Raw genomic sequence first — 23523 nt, forward strand, 5'->3', positions numbered from 1 at the left:
GGGTTCCGTCATGGACATCATCCTTGTACCCGGTTTCTGGTTGGACGCCTCGTCGTGGGCGGAGGTCACACCACCTCTGGCTGCGGCGGGGCACCGGCCGCATCCGCTCACTCTTCCCGGCCTCGAATCGGTTGACGCGCAGCGCTCCGGCATTGGACTGCAGGATCATATCGACGCCGTCGTGGCCGCCGTGGACGCCCTCGAGGACAAAGTGGTCCTGGTGGGCCACTCCGGCGGCGGCGCCATCATCCACGGCGTGGTTGACTCCCGGCCGGACCGCGTGGCGCGGGCCATCTACGTGGACAGCGGACCCCTGGGCGAGGGCGGCGTCATCAATGACGAGCTACCGGCCGACGGCGACGACGTGCCGCTTCCGCCGTGGGACGGCTTCGAGGACGCAGACCTTGTGGACCTCGACGACGACGGCCTCCGCGCAGCCTTCCGGGCCCGCGCCATCCCGCAGCCCAAGGGCGTTGCGTATGGCAAGCAGCACCTCCACGACGTTCGGCGCTACGAGGTCCCGGCGACAGTGATCGCATGTCAGTTCCCGTCCTCACTGCTCCAGGAATGGATCGACGCCGGCCATCCATTCGTTGCGGAGCTTGCCCGTATCCACGACGTGGAGTTTGTGGACCTGCCCACCGGACACTGGCCCCAGTTCACCAAGCCTGCGGAGTTGGGCCAGGCGATCCTCAGAGCGGTGGACCGCACGGGCTGACCGCGGTTCACCATGATTTCCCGGACCAAAAGGGCCTGCGGAGGAGACCCTGCTAATCCAGCGTGTCAGGCTTGGTTGAAGCGGAGCATGTTGCCGGAAGGATCACGGAAGGCGCAGTCGCGCGGGCCCCAGGGCTGGACGATGGGTTCCTGGAGGACTTCCGCACCGGCGGCCCGGGCGGCCTCGAACGTGGCGTCGAGATCATCCGTGCTGAACACGAGCATGGGCATGACACCCTTGGTGAGCAACTCCTGGATCGCGTCTCCGTCGGCCTGCGAGCGGCCGGCGTGAGGAGGGGACAGCACGATTTCAAGGTCGGGCTGGGCGGAACTGCCTAGGGTGACCCAGCGCTGTCCGTCCGAGCCGACGTCGTTCCGGACTTCCAGGCCGAGCGCGTCGCGGTAGAAGGCAAGCGACTCATCGAGATCGTTGACGGTGACGTGTGCGTATTTCAATGAAATGTTCATGTCTCACACGCTATTGCAGCTGTGACGCGGGCGCTTCTTCAATCCTGCTCAGTGTCTGATTGCCCTTGCGGTCCGGCCGGGTGTGCTGTTTGGCAATGCAGCTGGGCATGGCCTTCACAGCCTGGTGCTCGCGGGAGCGATATTCGCTCGGGGTGATGCCGACGATCTCAGTGAAGCGTAAGCTGAAAGACCCCAGCGATGTACAGCCGACCTCCATGCAGGCATCCGTCACGCTGGCACCGGCCCGCAGCAGGGCCATGGCGCGTTCGATCCGCCGTGTCATGAGGTAGTTGTACGGCGACTCGCCGTAGGCCGCCTTGAACTGGCGGGAGAAGTGCGCCGGGGACATGAGGGCGCCGGCGGCCATGGTGGGCACATCGAGCGGCCGGGCGTACTCGCGGTCGATCAGGTCGCGGGCCCGGCGCAGGTGGGCGAGGTTGGCCAGCTCCTGCGGCGTCATGCCGCCAAGTCTAGTTGCTGATGGACCCACTGTTGACGAGTCTCCTTGCCTCATGTGATTCCCTCCGCTTCGGGATGAGTTCACTCTCGCCGCCCAGGCACCCGCCCTACTCGCGGGTTCCGGCGTGTTCAGGGCCAGGCCGGGAACCTGGACGCCAGGGCGACGTGGACGGCGGTTCCGCCCAGGACGCTCAGGATGGCGTTCCGACGCCAGAGGTGTAAGCCGGCCGTAACGAACAGTCCGGCGGCAATTGCTCCGGCCATTGGTGTGAGGGCGGGTGGGGTGTGCAAGGGCTTCCTTAATCGTGTCCTTGGAGACGACTGGCACATCTAGCTCTTTGCCAAGGACTCTGCTCAGCGTGGTCTTCCCGGCGCCGGGAAGACCATTAATCAAGATCACAGATTCAGCCATAGTTTCATTGTGGCCTTTGGTAGGCCCTCGGCCCATCAGCGTTCGTTGGGTTCTTTGCGCTGATTGCAACAGAGGTAATTCAATGTGCCGCTCAGCGGAGCGGATCGGTCAGGATCGGAGAAGCGATCAGGGAGGCCGGAGCATAAAGTCAACAGCACCTACCGCCCAACTCGTTGAAGGACCTGCCATGACCTCCATAGAATCAGTCACCCTCGATGTACCTGACCCCACGGTCGCCGCCGCTTTCTACACCGCCGCCTTCGGCTTGGGCACGCGGTTGCGCGTGCGAGCCTCGGATGCCCCGACGACCGGCTTCCGTGGGTTCACGTTGTCGCTCATCGTGTCGCAGCCGTCCACCGTCAGCAGCCTGATCGACACCGCTGTGGAGGCAGGCGCCACGACACTGAAGCCGGTCAGTAAGTCGATGTGGGGCTACGGCGGCGTCGTACAAGCTCCGGATGGCGCGATCTGGAAGATCGCGACGTCGGCGAAGAAGGACACCGGTCCGGCTACCCCGGAGGTCGACAAGATCGTGCTCCTGATGGCGGCCACAGACGTTGCTGCGAGCAAGCGGTTCTACGTCGACCACGGCCTCACCGTAGGGAAGAGCTTCGGCAAGTACGTCGAGTTCGCCATGCCGTCGAGTCCCGTCAAGCTGGGGCTTTACGGGCGGCGCGCCCTGGCCAAGGACGCCGGCGTCGATCCGGACGGCACCGGATCCCATCGACTCGCGATCGGCAGCAATGCCGGTCCGTTCACCGACCCGGACGGGTTCGCGTGGGAGGCCGCGCTGTGAATGCCGCAGCCGAACACCAGGCAGGCGAGCGGTCAGCCTGAAAACGACAGGGTCGGAGGTGCTCTTGAACCGGTACGTGCGACAGTGGCTGAACCTCCGGGCTTTTGCAGCTCCCTCCGATGCGTACTCGTTCAGGAGGCCTGGGCAAGTACACTTTCGAAGATGTTCCCACCTGGATTGTCGATGCTTTGGGAATCGACCGAACCCCGAAGCGCCCTGAAGAAAAGGTTTGACCTGGACAGCTTCGACGAGGCTGTCAGCTGGCTGACCAAGGTCCTGGCCGAAGCTTGGGCCATCGATGTACAGGCCTGCGACCGAATTATCATCAGCGGCCACAACGCCATCGCCTGGGTCCGCACGAACCGGGGAGCGTTGGTTGCAAAGTGGTCCCGAGACCAGGAACGGTTCGGCAAATTTGAGGCAATCGCAGATCTGATCCAAGCGCTGCACAAGCAAGGCGTGCCAGTGGCGGCCCCACTGGCCTCAGTTGACGGTCAGCGCCGGGTGATCATCGGTTCCTTCTCCATCACAGTGCAACCGCACATAGACGGCGAATTCCTTGACACCACTGCCGACACAGCGGTCCGACGGGCCGGCGCCTGTCTAGCCCGCTTGCACGCCGCTTTGGCCACACAGAGGGACAGCCGGCTGAACGGGTTCGGGCGCCACACAGGCACGTCCTTGGATTTGCGACGGCGGATAGAGACATGGCTGCAGCATGAGGACACCGGGATGGCGCCGGCCGCGTCCGCAAGACTCCGCACCCATTTAGCGTCGCTCCCCCGGATCGACAGCCAGCCACAGCTGATCCACAATGACTACCGGGCCGCCAATGTGCTCACGTCGGGTTCAGAGATCATCGCCGTTCTGGACTTCGACGAAGTCGCCTTGGACTACTGCGTCAGCGACCTCGCCAACGCATTCGTCTTACTCGGTACCCGATTCACCAACTGGCAACCGACACCCGCACGGGCCCGCGACGCCCTTCTCGATGGATACGAATCAGTGCGACCACTCACCGTGCTTGAACACCAGTGGCTGCACGCACTCGTACTGTTGCGGGGAATCCAAGCAATCCCACCCGGCGATGACCCAGCCGGATGGGCAGCCGCCCTGTAAGGCTGTGACGCAGCAATAGGCGGCATGGCCGTCGTCGTACCTTCCAGTGAAGCACTCCAGGATCAGGCGCAACAGAGCGGAAAGCCTATCGGTAACTTGCGGAATTTTCGGGCCGGTGACACAGCACCCAACCCATCAAAAAGGGCGGCGGTCAGATTCCGGGGACGATGAGGACTGGGCGCTGCTGGTGGTGGATCAGGGATGCGGAGACGGATCCTTCGAGGAGCCTGTCCACCCAGGCCAGGGATCCTGGCCGGTCGGCGCCGACAACGAACAATGACGCACCTGTGTTCTCTGCCAGGCGGCTGAGGGCCTTGGGAACGGCGCCATTCAGCACGCGGAACGACCAGGCCTCCCCCGGCTGCCCGAGAATGGATTCCAGATTCCTTTGGACCTGCTTGGACGGGAAGTCCGCCTCCTCGTCGACGGTCGGGTCCAGGGACAGGGCTGCCCGTTGACCCTCGGGCTCCCATTCCGTCAGGTAACTGGCCGGGTCCACGAAGGCGCAGACGAGATGCTGTCCCAGGGCTGCCGCAAGCTCAGCGGCGGTGCGGATCAGGTGCTCTGAAAAGTTCCATCCGACTCCGAGCACGATGGGTCCGTCCGGCCATCCTTCACCGGACATGGGCGCCTCTGGTGGAAGGCATACTTAGTTCCCGGTAAGCTCCGCGTGAAGCTTCTGGACCCGGGCCCTGATGTCGTCCCGGACCAGGCGCATGCGTTCCATGCCTTCGATTCCGCGCTCGGAGGGTTCGTCTGTTTCCCAGACCTCAAAGCGGGTTCCTTCGTGGGGTACGAGCTTGGCCTCGCTGCCCAGGACGATGACGCTATCCACGGTGTCCAAAACGTCCTCGGTGACGGGTTTGGGGTGTTCGCCGGTGATGTCGATGCCGAGTTCGGTCAGGGACTCCACGGCTTGGGGGTTGAGGGATTTGCCCGGTTTGGTGCCTGCGGAATAAACGGTGACGGCGCCGCCGGCGAGCTGGTTCATCAGACCGGCGGCGAGCTGGGATTTGCCGCCGTTCTTGCTGCAGACGAAGAGGACGGCCGGAGTCTTCGCTGAACTGGTGGTTTCCTGGGTCATGAGAGCGTTGTTTCCTTTGTTAGCAGTGACGCGGTCAGGGTTTTGACCTTGGGCTTAGACTTCTCCGGAGCGGCCGTGGGTCAGGCCGGTCGGGAAGCCGACCAGCACCGGTTCCGGAGCGGCGCAGCAGCCGGCTTCCGCCGAGTCTGGAGTGGCCACGGCGGGGACGTCGCAACTGGTGCCGCCGTCGGTGGAGCAGACCCCGGTCTCGGGGAGTTCGAGCTGGACGATGTCCGCAGCTTCGCGATCCCCGGCCAGTGCGGCCACGACGGAGCGGACCTGCTCATAGCCGGTGGCCAGCAGAAAGGTCGGTGCCCGGCCGTAGGACTTCATCCCCACGATGTAGAAGTCCTTGTCCGGGTGTGCCAGGAGCTTCGCGCCGTGCGGGGCCACGGTGCCGCAGGAGTGGAATTCGGGGTCGATCAGCGGGCCCAGTTCCCGGGGCGCCTCGACGGCCGGGTCCAGGTCAAGCCGGAGTTCACGCAGAACGTCCAGGTCAGGGCGGAAGCCGGTGCAGGGCACCACGACGTCGGCCTCCAGGGTCCGGCCGTCAACAGCTCCGACGGTGACACCCGAGTCGAGGGCTTTGAGGGAGGCGACGCCGAAGCCGGTGTGCAGTTCGATGGTTCCTGCCTTCACGAGGCGGCGCAGGCGGGAGCCGAGCTGGCCGCGGGCGGGCAGGCCGTCGAGGCCGCCGCCGCCGTAGACCTTCTCGGCGGACGGCCCGCGGACCGCCCAGAGGATCCGGGTGTCCGGTTCTTCCTTGGCCAGGCCTGCAAGGCTGATCAGCGTGTTGGCGGCCGAGTGTCCGGCGCCGACCACCAGGACGCGGCGGCCGGCGAACGATGCCCGGTCCCGGCCGGTGACGTCCGGGAGGGACGAGGAGATCCGGTCCGCAGCGGAGTTTTCGCCGATGGCCGGCAGCCCGGCGGTCCCCAACGGGTTTCGGGTGGACCAGGTGCCGGAGGCGTCAATGACCGCGGCCACGGTGTGATCGCGGACTTCTCCGTTCTCGTGCACGATCCTGACGACGAAGGGTGTGGTCTCGCGGTTGCGGGTGTGGGTCTTGTCCATGCCGGAACGGGTCACGGCGACGACGCGGGCGCCAGTCTGCAGCCGGGAGTTGATGGCAGGGAGGGCGGCCAATGGGGCCAGGTACTCATCGATCAGTTCTCCGCCATAGGGCAGCGCCGTGGGCCGGGGTGATTCCCAGCCGGAGTCTTCGAGCAGGCGGACGGCTGCTGCGTCCATGTTGAACCGCCACGGTGAGAAGAGGCGGATGTGGCGCCACTGTTCGATGGCGGCGCCCGCGGAGGGACCGGCTTCGAAGATCAGCGGTTCGAGGCCGCGTTCGAGGAGGTGGGCCGCGGCGGCAAGGCCCACGGGGCCGGCGCCGATGACGGCGACGGGAAGGTTCTTGGCTGAATCCATGGTGTCCTCTATATGATCCGTAGGTGTTGCGGTTCGGGGCCCAACTAGGTAGCAGTAGATGTCGTTTGAGGGCTCATAACGACTGCTGCTGCCTAGTTGGGCGGGCTGCGGGGTGTCTAGCAGCAGTCCTGATCGTCGTCGCAGCAACCCGAGTCGCCGCAGCATCCTGTCTTCATTTGGCTCACCCCCTCTCCCGTCCTTGGTCAGGCGTGGGTTGGTTCCTCCACCAGGGCAGTAGCGATGCTGTCAGCATCCTCTAACGCGGCGAGATATCGCTCGGCGTCGAGGGCGGCGGCGCAGCCCGTACCGGCGGCGGTGATGGCCTGGCGGTAGCGGTGGTCCACGGCGTCGCCGCATGCGAACACGCCCGAGAGGTTGGTGACCGTGCTGGGTGAGTCCACCTTGATATAGCCCTCGGCGTCCAGCTCCACCTGCCCGGCCACCAGTTCAGTCCGCGGGACATGCCCGATCGCCACGAAGATTCCGGTGGCGGCATGCTCGCGGGTCTCGCCCGTGCGGGTGTCCTTCAGCGTCACACCGGTGACCTTGCCGTCGCCGTGGATGGCGGTGACGGCAGAGTGCCAGGCGAAGCTGATTTTGGGATTGTCCTTGGCCCGCTGGGCCATGATGCGGGAGGCACGCAGTTCGCCCTTGCGGACCACTATGGTGACAGTCTTTCCGAAGCGGGTCAGGAACGTGGCCTCCTCCATGGCGGAGTCGCCGCCGCCGACAACAATGATGTCCTGGTCGCGGAAGAAGAAGCCGTCGCAAGTGGCACACCAGGAAACGCCGTGCCCGCTGAACTGCTTCTCCTCCTGCAGGCCGAGCTCCTTGTAGGCCGAACCGGTGGCGAGAATAATGGCGGGAGCCTGGTGGATCTCGCCGGCGCCGGTGACCACACGCTTGAGGTGCCCGGCCAGCGTTACTTCAGTGACGTCGTCGAACATCACCTGAGCGCCGAACCTTTCGGCCTGCTGCTGCAGGCCGTCCATGAGCTCGGGACCCTGGATCCCGCCGGGGAAGCCGGGAAAGTTCTCGACGTCGGTGGTGTTCATCAATGCCCCGCCGGCGGTGACGGAGCCGGCCAGAACCAGGGGCTTGAGGCCCGCGCGGGCGGCGTAGATCGCGGCAGTGTAGCCGGCTGGGCCGGAGCCGATGATGATCAGCTGTTCAGTGTTCTCGGTGTCGCTCACGGGAGTTCTCCTGGTGCTCGGAACTGGCGTTACTTGGCGGCTGGCGTGAGGGATTCGATCAGTTCCTCGATGCGGCCCTTGATCTCGTCGCGGATGGGGCGGACGGATTCGACGCCCTTACCGGCCGGGTCCTCCAGGACCCAGTCCTCGTAGCGCTTGCCCGGGAAGTACGGGCACTCGTCACCGCAGCCCATGGTGATCACGACGTCGGACTCCTTGACGGCCTCGGTGGTGAGGACCTTGGGCGTCTCCTCTGACATGTCGATGCCAAGCTCGGCCATGGCCTCAACAGCGGCCGGGTTAATCTTGTCGGCCGGCTGGGAACCGGCGGAGCGGACCTCGATCCCTCCCTGGGAGAGGGTGGTGAGGAAGGCGGCGGCCATCTGGGAGCGGCCCGCGTTATGGACGCAGACGAAGAGGACGGAGGGCTTCTTGGTGGTTTCGGTGCTCACGGGTTTCTCCTGGAATCGGTTAGGTGGCGGGTCTATCGCGGTCTGGTTGAAGTCTGATCGCCGCCCCCTGAAGCGCTCGTGGAAATATTGATGATGATCGATACAGTGAGTATCAGGCTATAGATTGATGATTGTCAATATTCTCGGATCAGGCGGCGAGCACCCGCGGTGCGAGGTCATTGACGCGGCCAGCGATGTCCCCGAAAGCCTTGTCGAAGGCTTCCTCGGTGCCCACGCGCAGCGGATCCGGCACCGACCAGTGCACCCCGCCCAGTCCGGCCAGCTCCTCATGGGCGTTATCGCACACGGTCACCACGAAGTCCCCCTCCCCGGCCACCTGGTCCAGCCTGCGCGGGGAGAGGTCTGCGAGGTCCACGCCGTGACGGCGGGCGACTTCGATGGCACCTTGGGCGATGCGGGCGGCGGGGTGCGTTCCCGCCGATGTTGATGGGATTTCACTGACCTGTTGCCAGAGTGCGGTGGCCAGTTGGGACCGGGCGCTGTTCCGCGTGCAGACGAACAGTACCCGGCGGGCCGCGTGTTCAGCACCCGGCACCAAGCCCTCCAGAGCACTGGCAGCAAGCCGGATATAGCTGCGGCGCCTGTCGGCTTCTGAGCGGTGACGGGTTGCCAATCCGGCGCTTTCCAGAGCGCGCAGATGGTGGGACAGCAGATTCGACGGCATGCCCAGCTCTGCCTGCAGCTCCGTCGGGGAGAAGTCTCCAAGGGTCAGCAAATCAACGATGCGCAGCCGCGCGGGATCGGCGAGGGCCGCGTGCTTGGCGACCCGCGCCTGGAATCCGGCGATTGTCTCAGTTTTCATTGATTCAATTTTGACTGAGTTAATTCTTTCCGTCAAGCTGTTGTTATGACCTCCAACCAGCCGCCGCTGTGGCGTCGTGCCGTGGCCGAACTGCTCGGCACCAGCCTGCTCGTGACCGTCGTCGTCGGCTCCGGAATCGCCGCGCAGCAGCTCTCCCCTCACGACGTTGGCCTGCAACTGCTTGAGAACAGCACTGCCACAGTGCTGGGCCTGACGGTGCTGATTCTGATGCTCGGGCCCGTGAGCGGCGCGCATTTCAATCCCGTCGTCTCCCTCGCGGACTGGATCCTGGGCCGGCGCAGCGGCTCCGGACTGACCCTGCCGGAGCTTGGCGCCTACGTCATGGCCCAGACCGCAGGTGCAGTCAGCGGCAGTGTGGTCGCCAACGCCATGTTTGATGTGGGCACCTCCATCTCTGCCAAGGAGCGCGCAACTACCGGACATCTGTTGGGTGAGGTTATCGCTACCGCCGGGCTCGTCCTACTGATCTTCGCCCTGGCTGCCACCTCCCGTGGCATCCTCGCCGCGCCCGCGGTGGGCGCTTACATCGGCGCAGCATACTGGTTCACGTCTTCGACGTCTTTCGCGAACCCGGCCGTGACAGTCGGCCGTATCTTCAGTGACACCTTCGCCGGCATTGCACCGGCATCTGTTCCCGGCTTCGTGGCGGCGCAGCTGATCGGTGCGGCCGCAGGCCTTGGCCTCCTCCTCATCCTGTTCCCCTCCGCGGCCCGCGCCGCGGACGACGTCGTTCTCCCGCACAGTTCCGAAACGGCCAGCTCATAGCCATAGGTCTGCGCCGCTCGCTTCCGTCCCGAAATCTCCCAGCTCATACATTGATGATTATCAATGTTGCGTCATAATGGGTACATGAACTCGCTGCCCATACTCGACCCGGCAACGGATGAAGCCTGCTGCGCCCCGGCAGGAACGCCTGCCCTGGGGGCCGAGGAGGCGAAGCAGAAAGCCCTGGTCTTCAAGGCGCTGGCCGATCCGAACAGGCTGCGCCTGCTGTCCATCGTCAAGGCCGACGCCTCCGGTGAGTCCTGCGTGTGCGACCTGACCGAGCCGCTGGACCTGGGCCAGCCCACGGTCTCCCACCACCTGAAGATTCTGGTGGAGGCCGGACTGCTTCACCGTGAAAAGCGCGGCACATGGGCCTACTACTCCGTGGTACCCGGGGCCCTGGACGCGGCGGCCGGACTCCTGGCGACGCTGTGACCCAGCCGGAACCGTCCGCGGCCACGATCCGTCCCTTGCGCGACGACGACTGGCCGGCCGTCCAAAGGATCTACGGCGAAGGCATCGCCACCGGCCACGCCACCTTCGAATCAGAGCCGCCCGACTGGGAACGGTTCAACACCTCGAGACTGCCCCGCCACCGGCTCGTCGCCGAAACCGCAGAAGGCATGATCCTTGGCTGGACGGCCGTCTCCCCCGTCTCCGCCCGCCCCGTCTACTCAGGCGTGGTCGAACACTCCGTCTACATCGCGGCCGAAGCCCGCGGGTGCGGCCTCGGAACAGTGCTGCTTCAGGCCCTGGCTAAGTCAACAGAGAACGACGGGATCTGGACCATCCAGGCCAGCGTCTTCCCCGAAAACGAAGCCAGTCTCAGACTCCACCTCGCCAACGGCTACATCGTCGTCGGGCGCCGGCAACGCATTGCCCGCATGACGCACGGCCCCTTGACCGGCCGGTGGCGCGACACCGTCCTGATCGAACGCCGGTCCCCCACCATCTGAACGGCGAACCGCCCGCGGTTCCCGGCTACGGCAACTGGAATGCACAGGCAGCCTTGGGGCGATGTGGGCCTTCCATTCGTGGTGTCGGGAAGGGCCCGAACGGCGCGAAAGGGCGCGAAGGCCTGATCAGGCCCCGGCGAGCGGCAGCACCAGCAGGTAGCCGGTCGGCAGATCGCTACTCCAACGTCGCGGCTCCCGGATCACGAACTGCGTCGCCAGCTGCTCGGGGGTGAGCAGGCTGTTGGGCGCGGGCGACGGACCCCACTGCCCGCTGCCGTGCGGGTGGAGCGGATCCTGGACGCGGATGCCAGTGACCGAGAACTCCGGGAACTGGTCGGGATCGCCAAGCGATTCGAACCCGCTCATCACCCACGCGTGGCGACCGCGCCACATGACCAGCCCGACCGGCCTGCCCGTGTCGGCGATGGCACGCGCCGCAGTCTGCAGCGCGTCGTCGTAGTCGGCGATGCTGACGACGGCGTATGGCCCCATCCCGACCTCGGTCAGCACCTGCGCCCAACCGAGCGGGTTGGCACCGTTGAACGAGTTGGACGACCGCGCCCGGGCCATCTCCCACAGCTCGCCCTGCTGAGCGGGATCGGCCCACGATCCGCCCCCCGTGTCATCGATGAGGTTGTGTGCGATCTGGATGCTCGCCCCAACGCACCAGTCAAAGGTGTACTGCGGCACGAAGTCCCCCTCTTGGTAGAGGTTGAGGGAAAACGCCTGGGGCACCAGAGCTGGAGTGGGAACCGGTGCCGGGGTGGTGGTCGGAGTCCCCAGCGGGGCGAGGGCGGCATCGCCCGCGGCTGGCAGGGGCGAAGAGGTCGCGGATGGTTGATCGGTGGCGGCCTCATCGAGGTCCACTGCAGGAGTGCAGGCCGTGATGAGGGTCACCAGGACGACGAGCCACGCCAAAAGACGGGCAGGGGCACCGGTCATGATCCAGTTTAGCGCGACGCGGCTCATACGCGTCGCCCATAGTGCCTTGCCATCTATCACCGTCAGGTACTACGGTCACGACGAGCGGTTGCAACCACAAGCGGAAGGCATTTCATGCTGAAGGAAGTCGCTGAGGGCGTTCTGGTTCACGAGAGCGAGTTCATCCAGAGTAATTCCGTTGTCGTGCAGGGCCGGGACGGTGTGTTGCTCATCGACCCCGGTATAACGGGCGACGAAATGGCGGCCCTCGCGAACGACCTTCGCGAGTTGGGCCAGCCCGTCGTGGCAGGCTTCTCGACGCATTCTGATTGGGACCACGTGCTCTGGCACGCGAACTTCGGCGACGCGCCCCGTTACGGTACCGCCCGCTGCGCGGCCTCTATCCAAGATCTGCTGTCTAACGCAGATTGGAAGGCCCGCATAGCCGAGGGGCTCCCGCCGGAGTACGCCGAGGAAATCCCGATGGATTTGCTCGGTCTCATTACCGGTCTGCCCGCCGAAGCTGCGCAGATTCCTTGGGATGGCCCCAGGGTCCGGATCATAGAGCATCAGGCCCATGCCCCAGGCCATGCGGCGCTGTTGATCGAGGAGCGCGGCGTCCTCGTCGCCGGCGACATGCTTTCTGACATCCTGATGCCGTTCCTCGACCTGGAGGCCGCGGATCCGCTCGAGGACTACCTCGTCGCGTTGCGGCTGTTCGAGAGCGTGGCCGACGACGTTGATGCCGTCATCCCCGGTCACGGCTCAGTCGGCGGAGCTGAGCAGCTACGACCACGCATCAGACAGGATCGCGCGTACGTGCAGGCCCTGCTCGACGGCGGTGTTCCCGACGACCCGCGGGTCGGTCCCTCGGCCACGTTGGATTGGCTGCCCGACGTGCATAGATGGCAGCTACAGCGGCTCGCCCAAAGAGAGCGGAACGAGATGCCCGAATAGCGGTCGGATTCAGGAACTGCGGGCTGTCCCGACACCGCCGTTCCTCAATCGAGCACGCATTGGGCGTGTACCGACTGCCGATAGGTTGTTCAATGCGCTCTACGAGGCGGTTGTTCCGTGGCGTCGTAACTTGGCCAGCCGGGTTTCCCGATCACGAGCAGATCTAGATCGGTAGTTTGGCACTCCTGCCATCCGGAGCCGGTCCCACAGTGCCGTGAAAGTGACTGCGGTCAAGTGGGCGGCGCCGGCCATCATCAGCATGGTGGTGAAAATGAGAACGTGGGCAAGGAAAATCAGGAAACCGATGGCGAGGGTCATGAGAAAGGTCATGTTGAGGGCAACAGTTGAAACGTCCGTCATTTGTCCTTGAGTTCTCCTTCTTGGGAAATGCGCCGACCATGGTCCGGGGAGCGGCGCCCCATGCGGTTTCCAGGCGTTTGTCCGTTGCCTGTTCAGGTGCCCAGTAGACGGCGTTCGTGAGCGAATGCGACCAGCTGGAGCCGGGTGCGGAGCTCCAGTTTGTCCAACACACTGCGCAGGTGAGTTTTGATGGTGGCTTCAGAGACGAACAGACTCTCCGCCATTTCACCATTGCTGAGGCCTTTGGCCGCGAGTAGAAAGACGTCCCGCTCCCGCACGGACAGGACGTTAAGTACGGACAAGTCCGGACCGATAGCGGGAACGTTGCGGGCAGCATGCTCGAAGAGAGAGTGGATGGATCCTGGCGCGATGACGGAGTAGCCGGAGTGGACGGTCCGGATCGCTGCCAGCAGGAATTCCGGTTCCGCGCTCTTGAGCAGATACCCGCTCGCTCCGGCCTGCACGGCCTGGACCACGGCCTGATCCCTGTTGAAGGTGGTCAGCGCGATGACCTTCGGTTTGTCGGTTCCGGCCTCCGCGGCGTGCTGCACGATCCGCCGGGTGGCTTCGACGCCGTCCATGATCGGCATACGCAGGTCCATCAGCATGACGTCCGGACGCCGTTCGATTGCCAGGGTCACCGCCTCTTCCCCGTCACCGGCCTCTCCCGAGAGTTCCAAGTCCTCCTGGCTCTCTATCAGCATGCGGATACCCGCCCGGAACAAGGGCTGGTCGTCGACCAGGGCCACGGTGATGCGCGCCCCGGCATCAGCCACGGTCGTCTGCTTCCCGTGCGGCCCCTGCCGGCAGGGGAAGGCCTGTTGCGGCCAGCGCTGGCTGGGGTTCCGCACCTGAAATTTCACCGAGAGTTCCCCCGGCTTCGGCTGTACCGTCCGCGGCCCTCATATCCCGGGTTCCGTAGGGGATGAAGACTGTCACCCGGAAGTGTTCGCCGTCCGGCCCGGCCGTCAGCCAGCCACCGGCCAGATGGGCGCGTTCGCGCATGCCTGGAAGTCCTCTCCCGACCCGGGGCATGGCCGGATCCGCAGGGTCTTCATGGCCGGATGGGGCAACGGCCGAGGCCACGTGCAGGGTCAGGCCGGGCCCGCTCCAGTCAAAGTGGAGCCGCACGTCCGTGCCGCGTCCGCCATGTTTGAGGGCATTGGTCAGGCATTCCTGAACAATCCGGAAGACCGCCATCTCCTGTCCGGTAGAGAGCTCCACGGGCGTTCCGGACTCGCTGGAGTGGATCTTCAAACTGCCGCGCTGCATGCCTTCGATGAGTGCCGGGATGTCGCTCAGCCGTGGCTGGGGCGTCACCATGCCGTCATCGCGGACTCCTTCGATCACGCGTTGGGCATCCACCAGGGCACTGCGCGCTGACCGGGCGATGGTGTCCAGGGCGTTGAGGACGGCCTTGGGCTGGTCCTTGCTCAGGTAGCGGGTTCCGTCGGCCTGGGCGGCGATGACCGCGAGGGAATGGGCGAGGACGTCGTGCAGATCCCTGGCGATGCGTGTCCGTTCCTGCTCCACGATGAGGTCGATCTCGGTTTCCTTCAGGCTGCTCTGCGCGAGCTCCCGGGCCCGGAACAGGCTGCCCCGTTCCTGATACAGGGCCAGCACAAGTCCGACGGCGGCGCAGGCCCCGGCGATCAGCAGGAGAAGCGCGAACAACTGCCAGCCATAGTCCTGCAGCATCCAGCGGTCGCCGGCATACGCAGGGGGGTACCAGCCGACACCGTCGCCGTATCTCCACGAGAGCATCAGGAAGGCCATGATGGCAGCGGCGACCACGTTCGTGCCCGCAGCGATGTACTGCAGCCGCGGCGGGGCGGTCCACAAAATGAAGCCAAGAGCCACAAAGGAGCCCAGGTAGATGGCCCAGTGATTGGAGTACATCGGCGGCAGGGCGTGACTTAACTGTCCGGCAAGGAGTGCAACCGTGAATCCAAGGGACACCAGGGGTTTCCAGGAGGCCGTGGCGACGGCCAATGTCATCAGGGCCAGCGGCCAGTTCCCTGACCATGACAGCCAGGATCCTCCCATTCTGCCTGCCTCGGCCACACACCAGAGGGAGAAGAAGATGACGGCCGCCACAGGGGCGCCCCAACGCCGCGCAAATTTCAGAACTGGTTCCATGCCAGTCACCATATCCACGGCAATCACACTCTTCCCGCCACATCGCTGCAATCTCAACCTAAAAGCCAGCTGATTCATTCTTTGAGCCAGCTTTTGGGTACGCTGCGACGCGTGCCGAGTCCGACTGACGGCATGCTCTGTGAGCGATTCCGCGACCGATATCGTCTTGACCTGGGAACATTTCTCAATGCCCCTCCTGCCATCGTCTGACGGAAAAATGAAGGATCAGTGCTTGCATGGATGTCGCACCCGAATTTGTCAGATACCAAGCAACACAACCGAACACCCGCGGAATCTACGTCGGTATATTCGGCCTGGCCAACGGATTGGCGAGGGACGGAAAGCTAAGCGATGAGGACTACCAGTGGTGGCAGAGCGCTAACGCCTGGTACGACGCCGCGTATCCCGACCCGAACCTTATCGATCCCACCGTCTACGACCGTACTCATAATCCGCACGCCCAAGCATGGTTCACAAAACCAGTGCCGTCCACCTGCTGGCCAGGATCCCCAGCTACCTGAACCTGCTGGACCGCTACGGGGTGCAATGGGAAGAACTTCGTTCACCAACTCCGGGGCATGTCCTTTATGAAGACGACGTTCAGGTGGTCGTGGACCCGCGCCACTGAGGACGATCTGAACTGTCTAAATGGGACATCCCATACGGGACGGTGCTGCGGTAGGGGGTGCAACGAATCATTAGTACTCTTCCCTACACTTGTGGCGTGACTGATGTTCAGGTTCACCAGGCCTACGCCGCGTGCCGCGGACTACACGAGTGCTCTTGGTGCAATAGAAGACATGCACGAGCTTGACCGGCGTCGCATTGAACGGTGGGCCGGGAAGATTAGCGGTCCGGTGATCGACGCGGGATGCGGACCAGGACATTGGACGGACTTTCTTCACAAACGGGGTATCGACATCTCCGGCGTTGACCTCGTTCCCGAATTCATAGAGCGCGCCCGCGTCCGCTTCCCCGACGTATCGTTTCGGGTCTCCTCCCTTCGCGCCCTCGACGTAGCAGACGGGAGCCTGAATGGCGTGCTCGCATGGTATTCACTGATTCACCTGACCCCGGCGGAACTACCCCATATTCTCTCCGAGCTCGCACGCGTTCTCGGTCTGCAAGGGCACCTGCTCGTTGGCTTTTTCGAGGGCGCGTCCGCCGAACCGCTGGACCATGCAATTACCGAGGCGTATTACTGGTCCGTAGGCCAGATTAGTCGCCTGTTGGCGGATGCCGGGTTCGAAGTCCTCGACGTCGAAACGCGCCAGGACCCCGGCAGACGACCTCACGCAGCTATCGCCGCAATTGCCGGGTGAGGGTTCGTCAAACGGACGGCCTTGTGGCTCAATAGCCGGGAGTGGAGACACCGTATGCTTTCGAGCCATGGCAGGTACCAGTAGGTGTCCGTTGGCCGCTAGCTTCTTGGGGGCCGCACTTCTGGCTGCCACTGTCGTCTCATGCCAGGCCGAAACGGAATTGCATCAGATCACCGTAGTGGTCACCGATGCAACCCAATCTCCGGTGGAGGGATGTCTCGTTTCCTTCAGCGGGGACTATGCCTTCACTGAAGTTGGCAGATTTACAGACCGGAACGGGGAAGCAATAGGACACGCGCCTGACGGCCACTACACAGCAACCGCAACGTGCGAACCCGCAACCGCTGGCAGCCAGGCGTTCGATGTCAAGACCGGCGCCACAAGAGTGGAAGTGGTTGCGAACTAGCCCTCATTTCACTTCCGTCTATGCGTCGCCGCAGGCTTGCGGGAGATAGCAGGTCAGGGCTTTCAGCCTATGTGAACGGCCACAGCACCACTAGAGGGAGAACCGGAAGAGCTGGGCACTGTGGGAGGGCAGCTTCACGTCCAGGGCCGGCAGGCCATCCTTCAGCCCGATCACCGCATCATCACCGCTCCAGGCCTCCCGCGCGCGCCAGGAATGCACACCCGAAGCCTCACTTCCCGCCGCACCGGAAGTGAGCCCGAGGTCGCCCAGCGGGAGGGTCCGGACCAAGTCAGCCGTCCCGGTGTTGAACACCGCCACAAAACGGTCCTCCGACGTCGTGCTTTCCGCTGTCCACAGCACAAGGTCCCCTTCGCGCAGCAGTTCACGGTTGTTGCGGCTTGCGTTGAGAACCTCCAGGAGGTGGCGGTTGGTGAGGAGCGGCAGTGTTTCCGGCGGCGACGACGGCAGGTCGCAGCCCAGCATCAGCGGCGACCGCGAAACGCACCAGAGGGTCATCATGGTCCGCTGTTCGTCCAGGGTCAGCCGGCTCAGCCGCTCGCCGCCGCGTTCGGCCCTTAGTGCGATCCGGCCCACGGGCAGCATGTCGGCGTCGGCCCAGGCACCCGCGCGCTGGTGCGGGGCCCACCGCGCCATCCGGGCGAACTGTGCCTCCACGTCCTCCCAGACGTCCCACACGTCATCCGAAACGCGCCACATCTGGGCGTTGTGGCGGAGGTGTTCCAGGTGCGCCAGGGACAGCGCGCGGCCCGGCGACAGGCTCAGCGCCATCTCCCGTCCACAACGCGAGATGGCCTGCTGGTAGGCGGCGATTTCGGCCGCGAAGTAGGGACCCAGCATGTCATCGGCCTTGACGAAGTCCACGCCCCACCCCGCGAACAGCCGGAGCTGGGAATCGTAATACGCCTGGGCAGCTGGGTGCCGGTGGTCCAGGCCGAAGTTGTCGGTGTTCCAGTCGCACACTGACGACTGGTCGGCGATCTGGTCAGCGGTGAAGTCCGTGCTTTCAACCGGCAGGCCGTCCCGGACCGCCTGCCGCGGAATGCCTCGCATGATGTGAAGCCCGAACTTGAGCCCCAGGCCGTGGACCTTGTCCGCCAGGTTTTTGAAGCCCACGCCACCCGCGGCGGAGGGGAACCGGTTGACGGCGGGCAGTTGCCGCCCGAAGGCGTCCAGCTCGAGGGCCGCGGCGTCGTTATAGCCACCGGCACGGGCCGCGGGCTCATACCACTGGATGTCCACCACCACTGTGTCCCAGCCGTAAGGCAGCAGGTGTTCAGCCATAAATGAAGCGTTGGCCAGCACCTCCTCCTCCGTGACGGTAGTGCCGTAGCAGTCCCAGCTGTTCCAGCACATTGGCGGCGTGATCGCGAGTGTCATCGGGCAAACCTACAACGATATAGATGTACGCGCCAGCACTTCCTTCCATCAGGCTGAAGACGCCACGCCCATACTCGGAACCGGCTTGACACTCCGTTTGTTAGCGCTCACAGTTGAGGAAGCCACGCACCCCACCCTAAGGTCGATTCAATGCAGAACTGGGCAGGAAACCTCGAATACTCTTCCGCGGAGGTCCGCCGTCCGGGCTCGGTGGACGAGCTCGCCGGGGTGGTCGCCAGGGCTGCCCGCGTCAAGGCCCTGGGTTCGCGGCATTCCTTCAACCGCGTGGGCGACACAGACGGCGTCCATATCCTCCTCGACGGCCTGCCGCAGGAGATCGAGCTGGATTCGGAACAGCAAACCGTGCGGGTGAGCGGCGGCGTCAGCTACGGTGCGCTGTGCCGCACGCTGGACCAATCCGGCGTCGCAATCCACAACCTGGCATCCCTGCCGCACATCTCGGTGGCGGGAGCCATCCAAACGGGTACCCACGGCTCGGGAGTGAACAACCCCTCCCTGGCTGGCGCCGTCGAACGCATTGACCTGGTCCGCCCCTCAGGCGAGCAGGTTTCCCACTCCCGCGACGACGGCGACGAGTTCCTGGCCAGTGTGGTGGGCCTCGGGGCCCTGGGCATCGTGACCGGCCTTGAACTGTCCGTCCGGCCGAGCTTCCGGATGCGGCAGCGGGTCCTGGAGAACCTCCCATGGGAGAGTGCCCTGGAGAATTTCACCGCCGTCGTCTCCGCCGCCTACAGCGTGAGTCTCTTCACCGACTACTCCGGGGATGCCATCAGCCAGGTCTGGCTGAAAGCGCTCGATTCCGAACCGGCACTCACTGACCTCTTCGGCGCCACTCCGGCCGTGCAGGAGCGACACCCTCTCCCTGGAATGTCAGCGGAAAACTGTACTCCGCAGCTGGACAAATCCGGGCCATGGCTGGACCGCCTGCCGCATTTCCGGCACGAATTCACTCCCAGCAACGGCGAGGAACTTCAAAGCGAATTCATCCTGCCGCTGGAGCACGCACCCGCAGCGCTGCAGGCCGTCCGCACCCTGGCGGGCAAGGTGGCGCCGCTGCTGATTGTCTCCGAGGTCCGCACCGGGGCCGCGGATGAATTCTGGCTCAGCCCGTTCTACCGCCAGCAGAGCGTGGCCCTGCACTTCACGTGGAAACCCCTGCAAGCCGAGGTGGAGGCTGTTCTCCCCGAGCTCGAAGAGCTGCTGCGCCCTTTCGGCGCACGGCCGCACTGGGGCAAGCTCTTCACGCCGGCCAGCCACGACTGGGAATCGCTCTACCCGCGATTCGCCGACTTCCGCTCCATGGCGTCGGCTTACGATCCGGACGGCAAGTTCCGCAACCCCCTGCTGGACAGCATCCTGGGGGTTCCTGCGGCGAGCACACGGTAAGCACGGTAAAAGTGCGCCCCTGGACCAAGCCCGGATCAATCGTTGACGGAGTCCCCGGGCGCGGGAGCATCCGCGTTCTGACTTGCATGAGGAGCGTGCCTGAAGAGCCAGTCCGAGACATCGCTGCGCAGGGCAAGATGGGGACCCCCTGTCTCGCTCACGCTCCCAGTCGGAACGTAATATCCGCGCCCTGCACCCGGCCCACCGGCAGCATTGTCCAAGGCAGAAATCAGATGTCTGGGCAGATATCCCTGAGGACCAAGGGCCCGGAGCTCTTCGAGCTCGTCCTGCGCCAGCCTGCCCAGCAGAGCAGCTATGTCAGCCATGATGGATCCCTCCCAACGGATGATGCCTAAGGGAACACCGTAGAGCCCGTCAATTAACGGCGAGTGAAATCCGTACGGCGACCCGCCAAACTCTGTTTATCGCGCATTATCTGACCAAAAACTCCAAGGTGGGGGGTTACCCGATCAGCGCCAGCACAGCGCCTGCTGAAACAACTCCGCCGGCCTCTGCCCGGATCCCAGTGACAGTCCCGTTGCGGTGCGCGGCAACCTGGGTTTCCATCTTCATCGCTTCAAGAACGACGACGGCGTCCCCCGCCGAGACTTCGGCGCCAGGCTCCACGAGCCACTTCACCACCGTCCCGGCCATGTCCGCACGCAACTCGTCCGGATCCGCTGTTACGCCCGAAGGACCGGGACCGGCGTCGGACGCGGAACCCAATGGAACGCCGGAGGGAAGGGACGCACCGGACCGCGCCCAGCCGTCCAGCAGCGCGGCGGGAAGGCCGACGGCGAGCCGCCGGCCGTCGAGGTCAACGGTAATGGTGCGCCGAGCACCGTCCGGAACGGACGTGCTGAATTCGTCGTCCGCGGGGATTTGGCCTGCGAAGTCCGTCTCGATCCATCTGGTGTGGATGCCGAGGGCGGTTTCGGAGGTGAAGTCCGGCGCCTGGACCGCGGCCCGGTGGAACGGCAGGACGGTTGCCACGCCGGTGATCTCCATTTCGGTCAACGCACGGCGTGCCCGGCGCAGCGCCTGCTGGCGGTCGGCGCCTGTGACCACCAGCTTGGCCAACAGCGAATCGAACTGCGGCGCCACGACGGAGCCGGCCCGGACGCCTGAGTCCAGGCGGATCCCGGGTCCCGTGGGCCCGCTGAAGGTGGCGATGGTGCCCGGCGAGGGAAGGAAGCCGCGGCCCACGTCTTCGGCGTTGAGCCGGAATTCAAACGAGTGGCCGCGCGGCTCTGGATCGGAAGTAATCCGCAACGGCTCGCCGGCCGCGATCCGGAGCTGCTCCTGCACCAGGTCGATGCCCGTGGTCTCCTCAGTAATGGGGTGCTCCACCTGCAGCCGGGTGTTCACCTCGAGGAAGGCGACGGTGCCGTCGGCCGCCACCAGGAACTCCACTGTGCCGGCCCCCGAGTAGGAGGCTTCGCGGCATACTGCCTTGGCGGCGTCGTAAATCTGACGGGTCTGGTCCGCGGAGAGGAACGGCGCGGGAGCCTCCTCCACCAGTTTCTGGTGCCGGCGCTGCAGGGAGCAGTCGCGGGTTCCCACCACCACCACGTTCCCGTGCTGGTCCGCCAGGACCTGCGCCTCCACGTGCCGCGGCCGGTCCAGGTAGCGCTCCACAAAGCACTCGCCGCGACCGAAGGCCACCACGGCTTCACGGACCGCCGAATCAAAAGCTTCCTCGATCTGGTCCATCCCCCGGACCACCTTCAGGCCGCGCCCACCGCCGCCGAACGCAGCCTTAATGGCGATCGGCAGGCCGTGCTGTTCGGCGAACATGCGTGCCTCGGCAGCCGAGGCCAGCGGGCCGTCACTGCCGGCCACCAGCGGGGCTCCTGCGCGGACCGCGATCTCCCGGGCCGTGATTTTGTTGCCCAGCTGGCGGATCGCTTCCGGCGCGGGTCCGATCCAGGTCAGGCCCGAGTCCAGGACAGCCTGGGCAAAGCCGGCATTCTCTGAGAGAAAGCCATAGCCGGGATGTACTGCGTCGGCTCCGGATTCCGCCGCTGCCCGCAACAGCTTGGCGATGTCCAGGTATGTTTCCGAGGGCGCGTTACCGCCCAGGCTGTATGCCTCGCTGGCGGCGGCCACGTGCATCGCATCGGCATCCACGTCCGCGTAGACCGCCACGGACTCCAGCCCGGCGTCGTCACAGGCACGGGCGATGCGGACGGCGATTTCTCCGCGGTTGGCGATCAGGACCTTGCGCATCAATTGCTCACTTTGTCTAGGGGAGAGTGGGGAAGGTTGGAGGGCGGCCCGTAGCCGGAAGCCAGCCGGAACCGGAGGCGCCCGCCGATGGGAACCTGCGCTGCCAGGTCCAGCTGGTGGTCCACCACCACGCCGATCACGGGATACCCGCCGGTGATCGGGTGGTCAGCCAGGAACAGCACGGGCTGGCCTTCGGGCGGAATCTGGAGGGCGCCCGCAACCGTGCCCTCGCTGGGCAGCTCGCCGTCCCGGCTGCGCCTGAGGGGTTCCCCGGCCAGGCGCATGCCCACGCGGTTGGAGCTGGGGGTAACCTCCCACTCCTGGGTGCACAGTGATGCCACGGCGGCGGCATCGAACCAGTCGTCACGGGGCCCCGGCACGATGTCCAGCACAGTAACGCCGTCGTCCGGAAAGTCTGGCTGCAGCTCGGGGTTACCCACCACGTTGGATTCCGTACTGCTCCCCACCGCGAGATCCTGTCCCAGAGCCAGCGGAGCCGGGCCGATCCCGGACATGGTGTCCGTGGAGCGGCTGCCCAGGACAGCGTCGGCTTCCAGGCCGCCGCGGATGGCAAGGTAGCTTCGGAACCCGCGCTCCGGCGCCCCGAGGGTCAGGATCTCACCGTCCAGCAGGGCAAACGCCGTGGCCATGGGCACTGTGCGGACCTGGTGGGGTTCGCCGGATCCCGCCTGTTCTTCGTCCGTCCCGTCGGCGCCCGACGGCGTTACCACAGTCAGTGCGGAGGGCGCCCCGGCCACCGCCAGCACCTGGTCCCCCGCGGCCTGCACCCTCAGCCCGCCGGAAACTGTTTCGACGACGGCGGCCGACGGCTGGTTGCCGACAATCCGGTTGGCGCGGCGCAGGGAAGAACGGTCCAGCGCGCCCGCGGCCGACACTCCCAGCCCGCCGTGTCCGGGGCGGCCCAGGTCCTGGACCAGGCTCTGGAGTCCCGGGGACAGGATCCGAAGGCCGGACTGCACTTCCACGTTCCTCGCAGCCGCCGCTTCAGGAGCGGCAGGTGTCCCGGAAACCTGCACGAGTTCCCGCACCGCCCGGAACTGGACACGGTCTCCCGGCGCCGCCAGGGCCGGCTGCTCCCGGCCCAGGTCCCACATCCGGGCCGACGTCCGGCCGATCAGCTGCCAGCCGCCCGGTGATTTCCGCGGATACACTGCCGAATAGTTGCCGGCCAGGGCCACGGATCCGGCAGGAACAGCGGTCCGCGGCGAGCTGCGGCGCGGAACTTCCAGCAACTCGTTCTCCCCCACCATGTACCCGAACCCAGGCGCAAAGCCCGCAAAGGCTACCGTCCAGACCTGGCCGGAGTGCGCAGCTATGACACCGTCCACTCCGAGGCCGGTCAGCCGCGCCACTTCGGCGACGTCTTCGCCGTCGTACACGGTCTCGATGACCACCAGCTTGCCTTCGGCGTGGGCCTGGACCGTCAGGTCCATGTCCAGCAGGAGGCCTGCCATCCGGCGGGCCGCGGCGGGCGAGTCCGCCTTGACCATCACGGTTTCCGCCGCAGCCAGGACGTCCACCTGGCCGGGCAGCGGCTGCTCCATCAGGAGGGCCTGCAGGGCAAGCACGTCGTGGAGGCCGGAGAGTTCGGCGAGTACCGCCGTCGTGCCCACCGGCCGGACGGCGAGCACCCCGGGCGCCGCTGTGGGTTTACTGACAGTTTCCAT

27 protein-coding genes and 1 pseudogene are annotated in these 23523 nt (G+C 65.3%); 11 read left to right on the top strand and 17 right to left on the bottom strand.

From position 1 onward, the window contains the following. Window positions 1-10 precede the first annotated feature (10 nt). The gene (locus tag QFZ30_RS20195) at window positions 11-718 is read left to right on the top strand and encodes an alpha/beta fold hydrolase (protein ID WP_307079326.1); all 708 of its coding nucleotides are present in this window, start codon (window positions 11-13) and stop codon (window positions 716-718) included. A gap of 65 nt (window positions 719-783) precedes the next feature. On the opposite strand, the gene QFZ30_RS20200 is transcribed toward QFZ30_RS20195, so the two are convergent. From QFZ30_RS20200 to QFZ30_RS22100, 4 genes and pseudogenes are all read right to left on the bottom strand, one after another. After that, window positions 784-1185, bottom strand: coding sequence for a VOC family protein (locus QFZ30_RS20200; protein WP_307079328.1), 402 nt, complete (start codon window positions 1183-1185; stop codon window positions 784-786). A gap of 10 nt (window positions 1186-1195) precedes the next feature. Continuing rightward, window positions 1196-1645, bottom strand: a complete 450-nt coding sequence (locus tag QFZ30_RS20205) for a helix-turn-helix transcriptional regulator (RefSeq protein WP_307079330.1) — start codon at window positions 1643-1645, stop codon at window positions 1196-1198. A gap of 128 nt (window positions 1646-1773) precedes the next feature. Next, window positions 1774-1935: a hypothetical protein gene (locus QFZ30_RS20210; protein WP_307079332.1), complete on the bottom strand. Its 162-nt coding sequence runs from the start codon at window positions 1933-1935 to the stop codon at window positions 1774-1776. Further along, window positions 1907-2092, bottom strand: a pseudogene (locus tag QFZ30_RS22100) (AAA family ATPase); the annotation flags it as partial. The pseudogene QFZ30_RS22100 and the gene QFZ30_RS20210, both read right to left, overlap by 29 nt. Before the next feature lie 151 nt (window positions 2093-2243). On the opposite strand from QFZ30_RS22100, the gene QFZ30_RS20215 reads away from it, so the two are divergent. Both QFZ30_RS20215 and QFZ30_RS20220 read left to right on the top strand, forming a co-directional pair. Next, on the top strand, window positions 2244-2852 hold the full coding sequence (locus QFZ30_RS20215; protein ID WP_307079336.1) for a glyoxalase: 609 nt from the start codon (window positions 2244-2246) through the stop codon (window positions 2850-2852). A gap of 162 nt (window positions 2853-3014) precedes the next feature. Beyond that, window positions 3015-3971, top strand: coding sequence for a phosphotransferase enzyme family protein (locus QFZ30_RS20220; RefSeq protein WP_307079338.1), 957 nt, complete (start codon window positions 3015-3017; stop codon window positions 3969-3971). A 151-nt stretch (window positions 3972-4122) separates the two neighbouring features. On the opposite strand, the gene QFZ30_RS20225 is transcribed toward QFZ30_RS20220, so the two are convergent. The 6 genes from QFZ30_RS20225 to QFZ30_RS20250 form a co-directional block, all read right to left on the bottom strand. After that, window positions 4123-4596, bottom strand: coding sequence for a universal stress protein (locus QFZ30_RS20225; RefSeq protein ID WP_307079340.1), 474 nt, complete (start codon window positions 4594-4596; stop codon window positions 4123-4125). Between the two features lie 24 nt (window positions 4597-4620). Further along, window positions 4621-5055 (bottom strand): arsenate-mycothiol transferase ArsC, encoded by a 435-nt coding sequence (locus tag QFZ30_RS20230; RefSeq protein ID WP_307079342.1) that lies wholly within the window; start codon window positions 5053-5055, stop codon window positions 4621-4623. A 54-nt stretch (window positions 5056-5109) separates the two neighbouring features. Then, window positions 5110-6486 (bottom strand): FAD-dependent oxidoreductase, encoded by a 1377-nt coding sequence (locus tag QFZ30_RS20235; protein WP_307079344.1) that lies wholly within the window; start codon window positions 6484-6486, stop codon window positions 5110-5112. Between the two features lie 203 nt (window positions 6487-6689). Beyond that, the gene (gene trxB, locus QFZ30_RS20240; RefSeq protein ID WP_307079346.1) at window positions 6690-7679 is read right to left on the bottom strand and encodes a thioredoxin-disulfide reductase; all 990 of its coding nucleotides are present in this window, start codon (window positions 7677-7679) and stop codon (window positions 6690-6692) included. Between the two features lie 29 nt (window positions 7680-7708). After that, window positions 7709-8131, bottom strand: a complete 423-nt coding sequence (locus QFZ30_RS20245) for an arsenate reductase ArsC (RefSeq protein WP_307079348.1) — start codon at window positions 8129-8131, stop codon at window positions 7709-7711. 148 nt (window positions 8132-8279) lie between these two features. Then, window positions 8280-8954 (bottom strand): arsenate reductase/protein-tyrosine-phosphatase family protein, encoded by a 675-nt coding sequence (locus QFZ30_RS20250; protein ID WP_307079349.1) that lies wholly within the window; start codon window positions 8952-8954, stop codon window positions 8280-8282. Between the two features lie 45 nt (window positions 8955-8999). Here QFZ30_RS20250 and QFZ30_RS20255 point away from each other — a divergent pair, with 45 nt between their 5' ends. The 3 genes from QFZ30_RS20255 (at window position 9000) to QFZ30_RS20265 (ending at window position 10696) form a co-directional block, all read left to right on the top strand. Beyond that, window positions 9000-9740, top strand: coding sequence for an aquaporin (locus QFZ30_RS20255; RefSeq protein ID WP_307079352.1), 741 nt, complete (start codon window positions 9000-9002; stop codon window positions 9738-9740). Between the two features lie 84 nt (window positions 9741-9824). Next, window positions 9825-10175 carry an ArsR/SmtB family transcription factor gene (locus tag QFZ30_RS20260; protein WP_307079354.1) on the top strand — a complete coding sequence of 117 codons (351 nt, stop codon included), beginning with the start codon at window positions 9825-9827 and terminating at the stop codon, window positions 10173-10175. Then, the gene (locus QFZ30_RS20265; protein ID WP_307079356.1) at window positions 10172-10696 is read left to right on the top strand and encodes a GNAT family N-acetyltransferase; all 525 of its coding nucleotides are present in this window, start codon (window positions 10172-10174) and stop codon (window positions 10694-10696) included. The genes QFZ30_RS20260 and QFZ30_RS20265 overlap by 4 nt, the downstream gene beginning before the upstream one ends. Before the next feature lie 126 nt (window positions 10697-10822). On the opposite strand, the gene QFZ30_RS20270 is transcribed toward QFZ30_RS20265, so the two are convergent. Beyond that, a complete protein-coding gene (locus tag QFZ30_RS20270) occupies window positions 10823-11638 on the bottom strand; it encodes a hypothetical protein (protein WP_307079358.1) in 816 nt (271 codons plus the stop codon). A 114-nt stretch (window positions 11639-11752) separates the two neighbouring features. Between QFZ30_RS20270 and QFZ30_RS20275 the strand changes: the two genes are divergently transcribed. Then, entirely contained in the window at window positions 11753-12574 is an 822-nt protein-coding gene (locus QFZ30_RS20275; RefSeq protein ID WP_307079360.1) for an MBL fold metallo-hydrolase, read from the top strand. A 99-nt stretch (window positions 12575-12673) separates the two neighbouring features. Here QFZ30_RS20275 and QFZ30_RS20280 read toward each other — a convergent pair whose 3' ends face one another. The 3 genes from QFZ30_RS20280 to QFZ30_RS20290 form a co-directional block, all read right to left on the bottom strand. Beyond that, on the bottom strand, window positions 12674-12934 hold the full coding sequence (locus QFZ30_RS20280; protein WP_307079361.1) for a hypothetical protein: 261 nt from the start codon (window positions 12932-12934) through the stop codon (window positions 12674-12676). A gap of 92 nt (window positions 12935-13026) precedes the next feature. Further along, window positions 13027-13710, bottom strand: coding sequence for a response regulator (locus QFZ30_RS20285; protein WP_307079363.1), 684 nt, complete (start codon window positions 13708-13710; stop codon window positions 13027-13029). Beyond that, window positions 13703-15073 carry a sensor histidine kinase gene (locus QFZ30_RS20290; protein ID WP_307079366.1) on the bottom strand — a complete coding sequence of 457 codons (1371 nt, stop codon included), beginning with the start codon at window positions 15071-15073 and terminating at the stop codon, window positions 13703-13705. Before QFZ30_RS20290 ends, QFZ30_RS20285 begins: the two co-directional genes overlap by 8 nt. Before the next feature lie 466 nt (window positions 15074-15539). Here QFZ30_RS20290 and QFZ30_RS20295 point away from each other — a divergent pair, with 466 nt between their 5' ends. Then, a complete protein-coding gene (locus QFZ30_RS20295) occupies window positions 15540-15701 on the top strand; it encodes a hypothetical protein (protein WP_307079368.1) in 162 nt (53 codons plus the stop codon). 172 nt (window positions 15702-15873) lie between these two features. Further along, entirely contained in the window at window positions 15874-16395 is a 522-nt protein-coding gene (locus tag QFZ30_RS20300) for a class I SAM-dependent methyltransferase (protein WP_307079370.1), read from the top strand. A gap of 496 nt (window positions 16396-16891) precedes the next feature. Here QFZ30_RS20300 and QFZ30_RS20305 read toward each other — a convergent pair whose 3' ends face one another. Next, entirely contained in the window at window positions 16892-18199 is a 1308-nt protein-coding gene (locus tag QFZ30_RS20305; RefSeq protein ID WP_307079372.1) for a glycoside hydrolase family 27 protein, read from the bottom strand. Window positions 18200-18349: 150 nt separating this feature from the next. Between QFZ30_RS20305 and QFZ30_RS20310 the strand changes: the two genes are divergently transcribed. Continuing rightward, window positions 18350-19606 carry a D-arabinono-1,4-lactone oxidase gene (locus tag QFZ30_RS20310; protein WP_307079374.1) on the top strand — a complete coding sequence of 419 codons (1257 nt, stop codon included), beginning with the start codon at window positions 18350-18352 and terminating at the stop codon, window positions 19604-19606. 233 nt (window positions 19607-19839) lie between these two features. Beyond that, a complete protein-coding gene (locus QFZ30_RS20315) occupies window positions 19840-19962 on the top strand; it encodes a hypothetical protein (protein ID WP_307079376.1) in 123 nt (40 codons plus the stop codon). A 106-nt stretch (window positions 19963-20068) separates the two neighbouring features. Here the strand turns inward: QFZ30_RS20315 and QFZ30_RS20320 are convergent, their stop codons facing one another. Then, window positions 20069-21835: an acetyl/propionyl/methylcrotonyl-CoA carboxylase subunit alpha gene (locus tag QFZ30_RS20320; RefSeq protein WP_307080397.1), complete on the bottom strand. Its 1767-nt coding sequence runs from the start codon at window positions 21833-21835 to the stop codon at window positions 20069-20071. Then, window positions 21835-23523 carry a 5-oxoprolinase subunit B/C family protein gene (locus tag QFZ30_RS20325; protein WP_307080399.1) on the bottom strand — a complete coding sequence of 563 codons (1689 nt, stop codon included), beginning with the start codon at window positions 23521-23523 and terminating at the stop codon, window positions 21835-21837. The genes QFZ30_RS20320 and QFZ30_RS20325 overlap by 1 nt, the downstream gene beginning before the upstream one ends.

The organism is Arthrobacter pascens (assembly GCF_030815585.1).
Lineage (GTDB): Bacteria > Actinomycetota > Actinomycetes > Actinomycetales > Micrococcaceae > Arthrobacter > Arthrobacter pascens_A.